This window comes from Pseudoclavibacter sp. RFBI5 (assembly GCF_002931395.1).
Classification (GTDB): domain Bacteria; phylum Actinomycetota; class Actinomycetes; order Actinomycetales; family Microbacteriaceae; genus Pseudoclavibacter.
This window is the reverse complement of record NZ_PSYA01000004.1, coordinates 42,238-55,871: the sequence shown is the minus strand read 5'-3', so window position 1 is coordinate 55,871 and position 13,634 is coordinate 42,238. Positions and strand designations below refer to the sequence as shown.

Sequence of the window (13,634 nt, the reverse complement as noted above, 5' to 3'; positions counted from 1 at the left end):
AAATGCGGATGCGGATGCGGATGCGGAAAGCCGTGATCGGCCGAGGCAAGGGCAAGGTGGTCTGGTTCAGACCGAGCCGAACCGAGCCGAGCCGGGTCAGACCGCGCCCCTCCAGGTCAGCTCCGGCTCAGGTCAGGCGATCGCGGCCAGGCTCTGCCGCGCGATCTCGAGCTCCTCGTTCGTCGGCACGACCAGCACCTCGATGCGCGAGTCGTCTGCTGAGATGCGGCGAGCATCCCGCGACGACGACTCGTTGCTCTCGGGCGAGAGCTTCACGCCGAGCCATTCGAGGCCCTCGAGCACGTCGGCGCGCAGCTGGGCGTCGTTCTCGCCGATGCCGGCGGTGAAGACGATCGCGTCGACTCCTCCGAGCAGCAGCATGTAGGCGCCCAGGTAGTGGCGGATGCGGTGCGCGTAGACGGCGAGGCCGAGCTGAGCGCGCTCGTCGCCCGCGTTCGCCTTCTGCCGGACATCGCGCATGTCGCCGGACCCCGTGAGTCCGAGCAGCCCGGACTTGCGGTTCAGGAGGTCGTCGAGCTGGTCGATCGTGTAGCCGCCGCGACGCGACAGGTGCACGAGCACGGCCGGGTCGAGGTCGCCGGTGCGGGTGCCCATGACCAGGCCCTCGAGCGGGGTCATTCCCATGCTCGTCTCGACGGAACGGCCACCGTCGACGGCGCACATGCTGGCGCCGTTGCCGATGTGCAGCACGATCGTCTTGAGCTCCCCCAGGTCACGCCCGAGGAAGCCTGCGGTCTCCTCGGAGACGAACTTGTGGCTCGTGCCGTGCGCGCCGTACTTGCGCACCCTGTGCTCCTTGGCGACGGCCGCGTCCAGTGCGTACAGCGACGAGGCCTCGCTCATCGTCGTGTGGAAGGCCGTGTCGAAGACCGCGACGTGCGGCGTCTCTGCGAAGACGTCACGCGCGCCGACGATGCCCTCGAGGTTGGCGGGGTTGTGCAGCGGCGCGAGCGGGATGAGGTCCTCGATGTCCTGCAGCACCTTGCCGTCGATGACGGCCGCGTCGAAGAAGCGGCGCCCGCCGTGCACGACGCGGTGCCCCACGACGACCGGCGGGAACTCGGCGAGGCTCGGGCCGTGCTCCTCGAAGCCCTCCAGCATGGCCTCGAACCCGCGCGTGTGGTTGGGGATGTCCGCTTCGCGCGCGAAGGTCGCTCCCCCGGTCTTGTGCGTGACGCTGGCGACGCTCTCGCCGATGCGCTCCACGAGGCCGGACGCGAGCGTCTCCTCGCGCTCCATGTCGATCAGCTGGTACTTGAAGGACGACGAGCCGGAGTTGACGACCAGGACGATGCTCATGAGCACCCTTTCTCGAGACCCGCGAGAGGCGGGCGGGACGTGAGGCGGATGCTCCTAGGAGCGCTGCGCCTGGATCGCCGTGATGGCGACGGTGTTGATGATGTCGGAGACGAGCGCGCCTCTGGAGAGGTCGTTGATGGGCTTGTTCAGGCCCTGCAGGATCGGCCCGATCGCGACAGCTCCGGCGGAGCGCTGCACCGCCTTGTACGTGTTGTTGCCCGTGTTGAGGTCGGGGAAGATGAACACCGTGGCGCGGCCGGCTACCTGGCTGCCTGGCATCTTCTTGCTCGCGACCGCCGCATCCGTCGCCGCGTCGTACTGGATCGGCCCTTCGACGGGCAGGTCCGGCATGCGCTCGCGCACGATGCCGGTCGCGGTGCGGACCTTGTCGACGTCGGCGCCGGACCCCGACTCCCCCGTCGAGTAGGAGAGCATCGCGACGCGCACGGCGATGTCGAACTGCGTGGCCGTCTCGGCGGAGGAGATGGCGATGTCGGCGAGCTGCTCTGCCGTCGGGTCGGGGTTGACGGCGCAGTCGCCGTAGACGAGGACGCGGTCGGCGAGGGCCATGAGGAAGACGCTCGAGACGACGGAGACGCCCGGCTTGGTCTTGACGATCTCGAAGCCGGGGCGGATGGTGTGGGCCGTGGTGTGCGCGGCCCCTGAGACCATTCCGTCGGCGAGGCCGAGGTGCACCATGAGCGTGCCGAAGTAGCTGACGTCGCGCACGCGCTCGGTCGCGGCCTCGATCGTGACGCCCTTGTGTGCGCGGAGCCGCGCGTACTCCTCCGCGAAGCGGGCGACGTAGTCGGGGTTGCTCGTGCTCAGCACGTGAGCTGCCGAGATGTCGACGCCGAGGGCGGATGCACGGCCGCGCACCTCGGACTCCTCGCCGAGGATCGTGATCTCGGCGACCTCGCGTGCCAGCAGCGAGCCCGCCGCCACGAGGATGCGGTCGTCGCTCCCCTCCGGCAGGACGATGTGCTTGCGGTCGGAGCGGGCCCGGTCGAGGAGCGTGTTCTCGAACATGAGCGGCGTCACGACGAGCGACGGCTTGACGTTGAGGAGCGCGACGACCTCGATGGCCGGGATGTGCTGCTCGAACTTGGCGAGTGCGAGGTCGATCTTGCGGCGGGAGATGCCCGCGGCGGCGAGGCGTCCGCGGGTCTGCATGATGCGCTGGGCTGTGTCGTAGGTGCCGAAGTTGGTGCGGATGATGGGCACCTCGACGTTGAGGCCCTTGATGAGGCGCTCGATCGCCGGCGGGAACTCGAACGGGCCGTTGACGACGATGCCCGTCAGCGACGGGAACGTCTCGGCTCGCTGCGCGAGGAGCACGGCGAGGAGCACTTCGGTGCGGTCGGCCGCGATGACGACGACGGCACCCTCCTTGAGGCGCTCGAGGACGTTCTGCATGGACATGCCCGCGAGCACGACGCCGAGGACCTCGCGACCGAGGAGCTCGCGGTCGCCGTAGACGAGCTCGCCGCCGACCGCATCCAGAAGCTGCGACAGAGACGGAGCCATGAGGAGCGGCGTCTCGGGGATCGCCCACACGGGCACCTTGTGACCGAGCTCGCGGAGCGCGCGCTCTGCGACGGCGGCACGCACCTCTTCCGTCGCGTGCTCGTCGGCGCGGTTGATGGCGATGGCGAGCAGGGTCGCGTGCGCGGCGTCGAGCTCGGGGAGGGTGACCTCGAGCGCCTGCGCCAGCTGCTCTGGCGTGCGCGGCTGCCCCTTGTCGGCATCGAGGCCGGTCAGGACTAGCAGGACCGGCGCGCCGAGGTTCGCGGCGACTCGAGCGTTGAAGCCCAATTCGGCGGGGTTGCCGATGTCGGTGAAGTCGCTGCCGACGATGACCACGGTGTCGCAGCGCCGCTCGAGGGCCCGGTAGCGGGTGACGATGCGGGACAGCGCCTCGTCGGGATCGGCGTGCACGTCGTCGTAGGTGACCCCGAAGCCCGACTCGTACTCGAAGCCGCGGTTCTGCGGGTCGAGCTGCGAGAGCAGGAGCTCGAGGATGTCGTCTCGCGCCTCAGCGCTCTGCACGATGGGCCGGAACACGCCGACCCGGCCGATCGACCGGCTCAGGGCACTCACCACGCCGAGCGCGATAGCTGACTTGCCAGAGTGACCCTCTGATGACGTGATGTAGATGCTTGTCCCCACGTCAGGCAATGGTAGTCGGGTGCCGAGTCAGCGGGCTGTCGTGATCCTGCCAATTCGAATCGCTCCCGATTCGCGTCTCGCTCACGTCGCGCTATGATGGTCGACGGCTCCTCGCGTGGCGCCATCCAGGCCAACTCCCCCAGGGCGGAAACGCAGCAAGGGTAACCGGGCTCTGGCGGGTGCGCGGGGGGTCTTTTCTTTTCCTGCGACTCATCCCCGCCACTCAGGCCGCAGCTGCCCGTTCGATCGCCGGCCCCGCGGCCGCTCGCAGATCGCCCGACGCGAACGCTGGCCGTGAACTCAGGCTGACCAGCTTGACTGCAGGCATGAGAATTGCAGTCATCGGTGGAAATGGTCAGATCGCACGCCTCCTGACAACCCAGCTCATCGAGCGCGGTCACCGCGTCACGAGCATCATCCGCAACCCGGACTACGTGGACTCCCTCAAGGAGCTCGGCGCGGATCCAGTCATCGCCGACCTCGAGCAGAGCACGGCGACCGACCTCGCCAAGCAGCTCGGCCATGTGGATGCAGTCGTCTTCGCCGCGGGTGCTGGCCCCGGCAGCTCCGCGGAGCGCAAGCTCACGCTCGACCGCGACGGCGCGATCCTCTCGGCGGATGCTGCAGAGATCGCGAACGTGCGCAGGTTCGTCGTCGTCTCCGCCATCGGCACGGATACGTTCGACCGCGACTCCGACGACGTCTACCAGGTGTACCTGCGGGCGAAGAGCGAGGCCGACGCCGACATCCGCGCCCGCAGCGCGAAGCTCGACTGGACGATCGTGCGCCCCGGTGGCCTCACCGACGACGAGCCGACTGGCCACGTCAAGGTGGGCGAGCAGGTCGAGCGCGGCAGCATTCCTCGTGCAGACGTGGCGACGGTGATCGCGGCCCTGCTGGTTCGCCGCGTGGGCATCCACAAGCAGTTCGAGGTCGTGTCGGGCGACGACGAGGTGGGCGAGGCAGTCAAGAAGCTGTAGCCAGGGCGCGCCTCGCGGGCTCGCCGCGGGTCGATTTGGCGCTCGCGTTCACGAACGGTCGCCAGACCCGCTATGCTCTTTCGAGGTGAGCGCCTGGCGCTCCCGTGGAGGATTCGCCTAGTGGCCTATGGCGCACGCTTGGAAAGCGTGTTGGGTGAAAGCCCTCAGGGGTTCGAATCCCCTATCCTCCGCCATGTGCACGAAAGCCCCGACCAGGGATTCCAGGTCGGGGCTTTCGTCATGCTGCAGGCAGGGCGTACGGACGGGCAGGCGCGCGTGCGGGAACGCGAAGAGGGCGCCACCCGAAGGTGACGCCCTCTTTACGAAGAGCTCAGTGAGCTGCTAGGCCTTCTTGGTCGCCAGGCGGCGGGCGACGAGCACGCCGGCTCCCGTGGCGAGCGCGAGGAGACCGATGCCGGCTGCGCCGAATGCGTCTTCCGCACCCGTCGTTGCGAGCTCAGGCGACTTGTGGCCCGTGTTGGTGCCTCCGCCGTTGCCCACGGGGACCGTGGTGACCGTGGGTGCCGTGGTCGGCGCGGTCGTGGTGCCCGGCGTCGCCTCGGCGATGAGGAACGTGAACGTCGCCGAGAGACCGCTCGACTGCGAGAGCGTCACGGTGTACTCACCGAGGGGCAGCGGGGTGCCCGACTGGTTGATGAGGACGCCCGGGTAGCTGCCGTCTTCCCCGACCACGGAGTCGTCGGTCGGGTCGACCTGGACCGAGGAGCCGGACGGGGAGGTGACCGTGAGGTCGAGCGCGAGGCCCGGCGTGAAGTTCTGCGCCGTGTACGTGATGTCGTCCGTCGGGAGGAAGCTGTCTGCGTTCGCGTAGGCGAGCGGAGCCTCGACCGTGGGGGTCGGCGTCGCGGTCGGCGTGCTGGTCGCCGTCGGCGTTGCCGTGGGCGTGGCCGTCTCAGTCGGCGTCGCGGTCTCGGTCGGCGTGGCCGTCTCGGTCGGCGTCGCGGTCTCGGTCGGCTCCGGGCTCGACTCCTCAGCCACGGTGAAGCCGAACGTCACGTCGTGCTGTGCGGGGCCGGATGCGTCGGTGTAGTTCTGCGTGATCCTGACGCCGTAGTCACCCACGTCGAAGCCCAGGGACGAGATGAGCTCGCCGCTGTAGTTGCCGTCGCTGTCGACATCCCACGCAGCGTCGCCGCTCGGCTCGACCGGGACGGTCGAACCGTCGGGCAGCGTGAGCGTGATGCTGGAGAGAGCGAGGTCAGGAGCGAACCCCGTGAGGGTGTACGTGATGTTCTCGTCGGGCGTGAAGCTCGACTTCGTTGCCTGCCCCGTCGCCTCGGATGCGGCGGACGTCTCCGCCGGAGTCGTGCTCTCGACGGGAGGGGTGGTCGTTGCTGCGAACGCAGGGGCGGCAGTCAGCACGGCGCCGCCGGCGAACACGCCGAAGGCGATCGCGAACGCGGACGCGCGCTTGCGCGACGGAGAGAAGAATGAGGAAGCCATAACCAAATCTTGGCCCGACTCACAGGTGATGTCCAGAAGGTTAAGTCGGAACATAGCGAAATCGAGCTTGCTTCGGTTCGTGCCGAGGCGACTAAAGCCCTGGTCAAAGGACATTTACGGGCACGACTTTGGACCGGTATCCAGCCTGGGGACTTCTCCCCAGTTGCGTGAAAACGCATGGAGATCACCGCCGACAGAAAGAAAGCGGGGCTGAAGCCACTTGGCCCCAGCCCCGCTCATCGCAATCTTCGTTGCTGTCAGCTCTCGCGACGGCGACTCAGGAAGCGCGCGCCAGTCACCGCGGCGGCACCGAGGCCGAGGACGAGCAGGCCGATGCCCGCCGCGCCGAAGGCGTCTTCCGCGCCGGTGGTCGCGAGCGACTTGCTCTGCGCCTTGCCCTTGGTGTCGCCGTTGCCAGTACCGTTGCCGCCACTTCCAGCCGGGGCAGAAGTCGCGCTCGGCGACGTGCCGCCGGTGGCTGGCGTCTCGCCGGTGACCGAGAAGGACGTCGTGGCCGTCTGCTCTGCCGCAGCTGCTCCGGCGTCGGGCTCGAGCTCCACCGCCGAGGGCGACTCAGCAGACGCCGTCAGCTCGGACTCCTCCTGCACGATGAGCGGCACCGCGCGGGCGGAGTCGGCAGCAGGAGCGTCGGTCTCCTCGCCAGTCGCAGGGCTGATGGTCGTGAGCGTGATGCCGTAGTCGCCGACAGCCCAGGCTGCGTCGTACGTGATGATGCCGGCGTAGTTGCCGTCCGCATCCGGAGTGATCGGCTCGGCGGACTCGAACTCCGCGGAGCTGCCATCCGGGAGCAGGAGCGTGAGGCCCAGCTCGGCGCCGGGTGCGAAGCCGGTCGCGACGTAGGTGATGCCCTCTGCGGCCTCCTCCTGCGTGTAGCTGGACTGCTCGGTTGCCACAGCGGGGGCCGCAACGGGAGCCTCGGTCTCGGTCGGGGAGGGCGTGACCGTCTCCGTCGCAGTCGGGGCGACGCTCGCGGTCTCCGTCGGCTCGAGCGTGGGCTCCTCGGTGAGCGTCGGCTCGGGGGTCTCTGTGGCCGTCTCGGTCGGCTCGGGAGTCGCTGTCTCGGTCTCCGTCGGCTCGGGCGTCGCCGTCTCGGTCGAGGTCTCGGTCGGCTCGGGAGCTGCCGTCTCCGTCGGAGCAGGCGTCTCCGTGCCCGCCGGCGCAACGGCCGCGAACGCCGTCGAGGCCTGCAGACCCTCCGACTCGAAGATCACGACCGAGTAGTCGCCTTCGCTCCACGCCTCGTCGCTCTTCAGCTCAGCGCTGACGGCACCAGCTTCGTCGACCTTGTGCGACTCGGTTCCCCAGGACCAGTTGGTCTGCCCGTCGGGGCCGACAACCTGCACGTGGACGACGTTGCCCGGCGTGAAGCCAGAGCCCGTGACCGTGACGCCGGAAGCGTCCGCCGCGATCGCTTCCTCGGAGACCGAGGCCGATGCCGGGCCGCGGTCGACACTCGCGTCGACCTGGTCGCCGTTCGCTGCGAACGAAGGCGCGGCCGTGACGGCGACGCCACCGGCGACGACGCCGAAGGCGATGACGAGGGCCGTGGTGCGAGCGCGAGCGCTCTTGAAGGTGTCGGAAAGCATGAGGGGACGCTAACACGGCGGATTATTGTGCGTCGAGGCCGAAATGGGGTCAAGCGACACGCGCAAAGTTGCGGATTCTCGTCAACACATCAGTCACATTGGTCACACTGACCTCAGGAATCGCATCTTCAACAGGGATTTTCTCGCAAACAGGAACGAGGCACCGCATCCAGAAACTGGATGCGATGCCTCGTGAAAAAAGTTCCTTCGGCGTGTCGGAACACACCGCGCAGAACCGCTGCGGGATGACTACTTGACGGTCACCGAAGCGCCGGCAGCCTCGAGGGCGTCCTTTGCCTTGTCAGCAGCTTCCTTGTTGACGCCCTCAAGAACGGCCTTCGGAGCACCGTCGACGAGTGCCTTCGCCTCACCGAGGCCGAGGCTCGTGAGTGCGCGCACCTCCTTGATGACCTGGATCTTCTTGTCGCCAGCGCCCTCGAGGATGACGTCGAACTCCGTCTTCTCCTCCTCTTCGGGTGCGTCAGCTGCTGCAGCAGCAACGCCTGCAACTGCAACGGGAGCAGCAGCGGTGACCTCGAAGGTCTCCTCGAACGCCTTGACGAACTCGCTGAGCTCGATGAGCGTGAGCTCCTTGAATGCTGCGATGAGCTCTTCAGTCGTGAGCTTTGCCATGTTTTTTCTCCTTGTGTGTTGTTCTAGCCGCGAGATCCCGTAGGACTAGTTCGCGGACTCCTGCTTTTCGCGCAATGCCTCGACCGTGCGAACAGCCTTGGCTGCAGGCGCGGTGAACAGGTATGCGGCACCGAACAGCGAGGCCTTGAAGGCGCCGGCAAGCTTGCCGAGCAGAACTTCGCGGGACTCGAGGTCGGCGAGCTTGTTGACCTCTTCTGCACTGAGGGGGTTTCCGTCGAAGAAACCACCCTTCAGGACAAGCTGAGGGTTGTCCTTGGCGAAGGTACGAAGACTCTTCGCGACTGCGACGGGGTCGCCGTGCACGAACGCGATTGCGCTCGGGCCGGCCAGCTCGTCGTCGAACGCGGTGATTCCGGCGTTGTTCGCCGCAATCTTCGTCAGCGTGTTCTTCACCACGGCGTAGCTTGCGTGCTCACTGATCGAGCGACGCAGCGTCTTGAGCTGCGCAACAGTGAGACCGCGGTACTCAGTCAGCAGGACGGCGGTCGAGTTCTGGAACAAGTCCTGAAGCTCGGCAACAGTTGCTTCCTTGGTCGCCATGGCACTCCTCTCTCTCTTGCACGTGCATGACGTTTGTCATTCACGCACCGCAGGCGCATCTTCGATGCACAACACACAAAAAAGCTCCGGTCGCAGGTGGACCGGAGCTGAGAGGATGCGCTTGCGCGCAGAGCAGATCTGCTTCGTTCACCTGCGCGGGACGTTCTTGCGAACCTTCGTTCGTGTGCGTTCTCACGCACAACGAAGACCTGCGGTCTTGGGCTTCCGAAAGAGTACATGCTCGCGCGGCGATCGTCAACGCGAGTCGCGAAGACTCTCGATGAGCAGGCTGGAGCTGGGATGAGAACGCTGGCCTTCGACGGCGTAGAGCTCGGTGCGGGGCGAGCCGAGCAGTGGGCGTGCGACAACCCCCGGCATGTGGAATCGGGCCACCGACGCCGGCAGGATCGAGGCGCCGACGCCCGCCGCGACGAGGCCGAGAACCGTCTCCTGATGCACGACGCTCTGCACGATGCGCGGCACGGCCTGGGCTCCCCTGAGCCACGACATGACGGCAGAGACGAAGCCCGGCATGAGCTCGAACGGGAAGAGCACCACCGGCTTCCCGTGGAAGCTCCCTGGTCCGACGATCGCCTCGGCGGCAAGCGGGTCACCAGCGGGGAGCACGGCCACCAGGTCCTCCCCCTCGAGCAGCGTGGCGCTGAGCCCGGGAACGGCGAGGGGGTCGCGGAGTATCCCGACGTCCAGCTCGCCTTCGAGCAGGAGCGTCACCTGCTCGGCGCTCGTGAGGGACTGCGGCTCGAGCTGGATGCGCGGCCTGAGCAGCTGGAACGCCTGCAACCCCCTGGGCAGCACGCTGTAGCTCGCCGAGCTCACGAAGCCGATCCGGAGCCTTCCGGCCGTCCCTGCCGCCACGTCCCCGAGGTCCGAGACGGCCGCGTCCAGGTCGTCGAGGACCGCCCCGACTCGCTGTCGGAACATCCGGCCGGCCGCAGTGAGGGAGACGCTCCGCGTCGTCCGCTCGAACAACGGCACGCCGAGCTCGTCCTCGAGCTTGCGGACGGCGACGGTCAACGGTGGCTGCGTCATGTGCAGGCGTGCCGCAGCACGACCGAAGTGCAGCTCGTCGGCGACGGCGACGAAATACTTGAGCTGGCGCAGTTCCATGACTTCCATTCGCGATGCATATCAAATGCTCTGCAAATGATATTGGACACACGCGCACCTCGGTGGCCTACTGGAGGTCGAGCATCACTCGAGCACCACTCGATCAACCTCGCAGGGAGCGGATATGACCGACACGATCGTCATCGGCGCGGGACTCGCCGGCGCAGCGGCCGCTTGGCATCTGACCGAACGCGGACACCACGTGACCGTTCTCGAACGGACGACCCCGGCGAACGAGCACGGGAGCTCCCACGGTTCCGCTCGCATCTTCCGGTACGCCTACCCGGAGCAGATCTACACCGACCTCGTCGTGCGGTCGAAGGCGGGCTGGGACGAGCTGCAGCGTGTCAGCGGCACGCAGCTCATCCGCCCGACCGGCGCACTCGACCACGGGAACATCCGCGACCCCGCGGGCCTCGCGGCCGTGCTGGAAACGGCAGGTGTCGAGCACGAGCTCCTCAGCGCCGAGGCAGCCAAGCAGCGCTGGCCGCAGTTCCGGTTCGAGACCGACGTGCTCTGGCATCCGGGGGCCGGAGTTCTCGACGCTGGCGGGACCGTCGACGCGCTCCTGGCCGCCGCATCCGCAACCGGGATGCTCGAGCTGCGCACCTCGTGGCCCGTCGCCCGCGTCGAACGCACCGGCAGCGGCTACCGCGTGCATTCGGCCGACGGGGCGACGGTCGACGCGGACAGCATCGTCGTCGCCGCCGGCGGCTGGCTCCCGGCGCTTCTCGGAGAGCTGTCGCTGCCGACCGCGTTCCTCGATCAGTTCCCGAAGCTGGAGGTGCGCCAGGAACAGGCGTACCACTTCCCCTACCTCGACGATGCGGACTCGGGCCCCGACGCCGCCCCCTGGCCGACCTTCATCAGCAAGTCGCGTCAACTGCAGACCTACGGGCTCCCCGGCGGACGCGACGCCGACTGGCGAGGGCAGAAGGTCGCGCAGTTCAACGGCGGCAAGATCATCGACTCCGCACTCACGCAGGACGGCATCGTGGATGCGGCCAACCGCCGCGCGCTCATCGCGTACGCCGAGAGGTTCCTCCCCGGCGTGCGGCCAGAGCCGTTCGCCGAGACGACCTGCCTGTTCACGACGACACCGAGCGAGGACTTCGTGATCGACCGGGTCGACAACCTCGTGGTACTTTCGGCCTGCTCTGGCCACGGCGGGAAGTTCGCTCCGCTACTCGGAGAGCTCGCCGCCGACCTGCTCACCGGAGCGGGCACCGTTCCCGATGAATTCCGCATCGCCGCAGCGACAGGAGCCGCAGCATGAGCACAACCACGACCGCGACCACGGCGAACGCCGCCCACCCGAGCTCCGTGTCGGCGCTCATGCGCGAGATCGAGCACCTCGGGCGCGACCGGACGCGGGGCGGCTACAGCAGGCCCGTGTACTCGCATCCCGAGCTCGAGCTCCGCGAGTGGTTCCTCGCCGCCGCCGCGGCCCGCGGGCTCGACGTCGAGATCGACGCCAACGGCATCATCTGGGCCTGGTGGGACCGCCCCGACGGCAACCGCTCCGGCGCCCTCATCACGGGTAGCCACCTCGACTCTGTTCCAGGGGGCGGCGCCTTCGACGGCCCCCTCGGGGTGACGGCAGCCCTCGCCGCCGTCGACCTCCTCCGCAGCGAGGGCCGCCAACCCAGCGTCGCCATCGCGATCGCGGTGTTCCCGGAGGAGGAAGGCTCTCGCTTCGGCGTGGCCTGCCTCGGCTCGAGGCTCCTCACCGGTGCCATCGACCCGGACCGGGCCCGGTCGCTGCGGGACGCGGACGGCACGACCTTCGCGGAAGCGTCGGCCGCGGCCGGCTTGGACCCAAGGCATCTCGGCCCAGACCCCTCGAGAGTCGCGCAGTTCAGCGCCTTCATCGAGCTGCATGTCGAGCAGGGCCGCGGCCTCATCGACCTCGCCGGCCCCGTCGCGATCGGCTCATCGATCCTCGGCCACGGCCGTTGGCGAGTGAGCTTCACGGGCCAGGGCAACCACGCCGGAACAACGCTCATGGCCGACCGGCGCGACCCCATGGTCGCCGCAGCTCGGCTGATCGTCGGCATCGAGGAGATCGCCCGCACCGTGCCGGGCGCCCGCGCAACCGTGGGTCGACTCGAGCCGGTCCCCGGCGGGACCAACGTCATCGCATCCCGGGTCGACGCGTGGCTCGACGTGCGCCACCCGGACGATGACGTGACCGCTGCACTCGTCGAGCGCATCCGTACTCGAGCGAGCGAGGTGGCTGCCCAGCAGGGCTGCGAAGCCGTGCTCGTCGAGGAGTCGCTCTCACCGACCGTGTCGTTCGACGCGAACCTCCGAGACACGCTCCAGCACGCGCTCCCCGAGGCGCCGGTGCTCGACACGGGAGCCGGCCACGATGCCGGAGTGCTCGCGGCGCACCTGCCCACCGCCATGCTCTTCATCCGCAACCCGAGCGGCATCTCGCACTCCCCCGAGGAATACGTCGAAGACGCCGACGCCGACCACGGCGCGCTGGCGCTCGCGACGGCGATTATGGCAGTCGAGGCAGCCCCGCACTGACGTGCCGTGGCGGCACGACCGTGACTGACGTGCGTGGCCGGCGGGCGCAACGCGCCGGGGACTTTCGCGGCAACGGCGCCTGGTACCGGATCTGCCGGTGGTGTGGGGAGGTGGAGCGACGTCTTTTCTTCCGACAGACGGCACTCCCTGCCGGATCTGTCGGTGGTGTAGGAAAGAATGAACAGATGGTCATGTTCCGCCCGAGCCACGACGTCGACGAGACGTCCTGGTTCGGCGAACCCAAGACCGAGCCCAAGACAGCGCCGAAGTCGCGGCGGCGGGACCGCGAGCTCTACGGCCCGGCCGCGCTCGTCGACTACGCGGCGCCGCCCGCGCCGATCCGGCAGGAGCAACCGCGCACGAGCGGTGGACTCACGGAGCTCCCCGCCGAGCCGCTGCCGCGCTTCTACACCTCAGAGACCCGGCCCGCGTCCGCAGCAGCACCGCTCTCGGCAAGCGAGGTGGGCGTCTGGCGCGCCCACGTCCCGGCCTCCGCCGAGACCGCCGCCATCGAGCTCCCGGCAACGCGCGAGGTCGAGGCGATGAGCGCCCACCTCCTTCGAGTGCTCGCCGACTCCAACGACCGCGCGGCCTGGCTCAAAGCCCGCTCCGACGGCGTCACCGCGACAGACGCGGCACGACTCGCGACCCCCTCCTCGGTCAAGCAGGTCGTCAAGGACAAGGTCATGGGCACCTCCTTCAACGGCAACGCGTACACCGACTTCGGCCGGCAGCGCGAGCCGGAGATCGCCAGGTGGGTGATGGAGCGCCACGGCATCCCAGCGAGCGGCCTCCTCTTCCACGCCGAAGCGTCGAAGAGCCACCTCGCGACCCCCGACGGGCTGCACTGCGACGAGGAAGGACGCATCCTGCTCGCCGAGATCAAGACCACCAACAAGGTCTGGAAGCGCATCCCCCGCTCGTACATGCGGCAGATCTGGTGGCAGCAGTACGTGCTCGGCGCCGAGCGCACCCTCATGGTCTGGGAGCGGCACCAGGACTTCATCGTCGTCGACCGCGAGCCGAAGTTCGTGTGGGTCGACCGCGACGAGGCCGAGATCGCGAAACTCGTGACGCTCGCCAACGAGGTCCTCAAGGACGTCGAGAAGTACCGCGGTGAGTTCGCGCAGTACTCCACGGGCAACGCCGCGCCGTTCCAGGGATATGGCAACACGCACAGCAGCAGCGACTACACGCAGTCGTTCTACGACGCCGAGACCTACGCGTAGCCAGCCCC

11 protein-coding genes, 1 tRNA gene and 1 other RNA gene are annotated in these 13,634 nt (G+C 68.2%); 6 read left to right on the top strand and 7 right to left on the bottom strand.

Annotated elements, in window-relative coordinates:
- Positions 1 to 132: 132 nt before the first annotated feature.
- Complete coding sequence (locus tag C5E06_RS03190) at positions 133 to 1,320, bottom strand: acetate/propionate family kinase (protein ID WP_104306058.1); 1,188 nt, start codon at positions 1,318 to 1,320, stop codon at positions 133 to 135.
- A 54-nt stretch (positions 1,321 to 1,374) separates the two neighbouring features.
- On the bottom strand, positions 1,375 to 3,489 hold the full coding sequence (pta, locus tag C5E06_RS03185; RefSeq protein WP_104243393.1) for a phosphate acetyltransferase: 2,115 nt from the start codon (positions 3,487 to 3,489) through the stop codon (positions 1,375 to 1,377).
- Between the two features lie 102 nt (positions 3,490 to 3,591).
- Between pta and ffs the strand changes: the two genes are divergently transcribed.
- The 3 genes from ffs to C5E06_RS03170 all read left to right on the top strand — a co-directional run bounded on the left by ffs (position 3,592) and on the right by C5E06_RS03170 (position 4,663).
- Positions 3,592 to 3,688, top strand: an RNA gene (gene ffs / locus C5E06_RS03180) — signal recognition particle sRNA small type.
- A 127-nt stretch (positions 3,689 to 3,815) separates the two neighbouring features.
- Positions 3,816 to 4,469, top strand: coding sequence for an SDR family oxidoreductase (locus tag C5E06_RS03175; protein WP_104305973.1), 654 nt, complete (start codon positions 3,816 to 3,818; stop codon positions 4,467 to 4,469).
- A gap of 106 nt (positions 4,470 to 4,575) precedes the next feature.
- Positions 4,576 to 4,663: transfer RNA gene (locus C5E06_RS03170), tRNA-Ser, on the top strand.
- A 148-nt stretch (positions 4,664 to 4,811) separates the two neighbouring features.
- On the opposite strand, the gene C5E06_RS19165 is transcribed toward C5E06_RS03170, so the two are convergent.
- The 5 genes from C5E06_RS19165 to C5E06_RS03140 form a co-directional block, all read right to left on the bottom strand.
- On the bottom strand, positions 4,812 to 5,933 hold the full coding sequence (locus C5E06_RS19165; protein ID WP_181062875.1) for a hypothetical protein: 1,122 nt from the start codon (positions 5,931 to 5,933) through the stop codon (positions 4,812 to 4,814).
- Between the two features lie 257 nt (positions 5,934 to 6,190).
- Positions 6,191 to 7,540, bottom strand: a complete 1,350-nt coding sequence (locus tag C5E06_RS03155) for a hypothetical protein (protein ID WP_104305970.1) — start codon at positions 7,538 to 7,540, stop codon at positions 6,191 to 6,193.
- 249 nt (positions 7,541 to 7,789) lie between these two features.
- On the bottom strand, positions 7,790 to 8,173 hold the full coding sequence (gene rplL, locus C5E06_RS03150) for a 50S ribosomal protein L7/L12 (RefSeq protein WP_104243228.1): 384 nt from the start codon (positions 8,171 to 8,173) through the stop codon (positions 7,790 to 7,792).
- A 45-nt stretch (positions 8,174 to 8,218) separates the two neighbouring features.
- Positions 8,219 to 8,734: a 50S ribosomal protein L10 gene (gene rplJ / locus C5E06_RS03145; protein ID WP_104243230.1), complete on the bottom strand. Its 516-nt coding sequence runs from the start codon at positions 8,732 to 8,734 to the stop codon at positions 8,219 to 8,221.
- Positions 8,735 to 8,989: 255 nt separating this feature from the next.
- Positions 8,990 to 9,871, bottom strand: a complete 882-nt coding sequence (locus C5E06_RS03140) for a LysR substrate-binding domain-containing protein (protein WP_104305969.1) — start codon at positions 9,869 to 9,871, stop codon at positions 8,990 to 8,992.
- A gap of 115 nt (positions 9,872 to 9,986) precedes the next feature.
- On the opposite strand from C5E06_RS03140, the gene C5E06_RS03135 reads away from it, so the two are divergent.
- The 3 genes from C5E06_RS03135 (at position 9,987) to C5E06_RS03125 (ending at position 13,626) form a co-directional block, all read left to right on the top strand.
- Complete coding sequence (locus C5E06_RS03135) at positions 9,987 to 11,138, top strand: FAD-dependent oxidoreductase (protein ID WP_104305968.1); 1,152 nt, start codon at positions 9,987 to 9,989, stop codon at positions 11,136 to 11,138.
- Complete coding sequence (locus C5E06_RS03130; RefSeq protein WP_104305967.1) at positions 11,135 to 12,397, top strand: allantoate amidohydrolase; 1,263 nt, start codon at positions 11,135 to 11,137, stop codon at positions 12,395 to 12,397. The genes C5E06_RS03135 and C5E06_RS03130 overlap by 4 nt, the downstream gene beginning before the upstream one ends.
- Positions 12,398 to 12,582: 185 nt before the next feature.
- Positions 12,583 to 13,626 (top strand): YqaJ viral recombinase family protein, encoded by a 1,044-nt coding sequence (locus C5E06_RS03125; RefSeq protein ID WP_258067473.1) that lies wholly within the window; start codon positions 12,583 to 12,585, stop codon positions 13,624 to 13,626.
- Positions 13,627 to 13,634: the final 8 nt, after the last annotated feature.

Bases quoted from the DNA above. Each gene is read 5' to 3' on its own strand.
- C5E06_RS03155 (WP_104305970.1), bottom strand. From the start codon at position 7,540: ATGCTTTCCGACACCTTCAAGAGCGCTCGCGCTCGCACCACGGCCCTC.
- rplJ (WP_104243230.1), bottom strand. From the start codon at position 8,734: ATGGCGACCAAGGAAGCAACTGTTGCCGAGCTTCAGGACTTGTTCCAG.
- C5E06_RS03175 (WP_104305973.1), top strand. From the start codon at position 3,816: ATGAGAATTGCAGTCATCGGTGGAAATGGTCAGATCGCACGCCTCCTG.
- C5E06_RS03135 (WP_104305968.1), top strand. From the start codon at position 9,987: ATGACCGACACGATCGTCATCGGCGCGGGACTCGCCGGCGCAGCGGCC.
- C5E06_RS03125 (WP_258067473.1), top strand. From the start codon at position 12,583: ATGGTCATGTTCCGCCCGAGCCACGACGTCGACGAGACGTCCTGGTTC.
- C5E06_RS19165 (WP_181062875.1), bottom strand. From the start codon at position 5,933: ATGGCTTCCTCATTCTTCTCTCCGTCGCGCAAGCGCGCGTCCGCGTTC.
- rplL (WP_104243228.1), bottom strand. From the start codon at position 8,173: ATGGCAAAGCTCACGACTGAAGAGCTCATCGCAGCATTCAAGGAGCTC.
- C5E06_RS03190 (WP_104306058.1), bottom strand. From the start codon at position 1,320: ATGAGCATCGTCCTGGTCGTCAACTCCGGCTCGTCGTCCTTCAAGTAC.
- C5E06_RS03130 (WP_104305967.1), top strand. From the start codon at position 11,135: ATGAGCACAACCACGACCGCGACCACGGCGAACGCCGCCCACCCGAGC.
- C5E06_RS03140 (WP_104305969.1), bottom strand. From the start codon at position 9,871: ATGGAAGTCATGGAACTGCGCCAGCTCAAGTATTTCGTCGCCGTCGCC.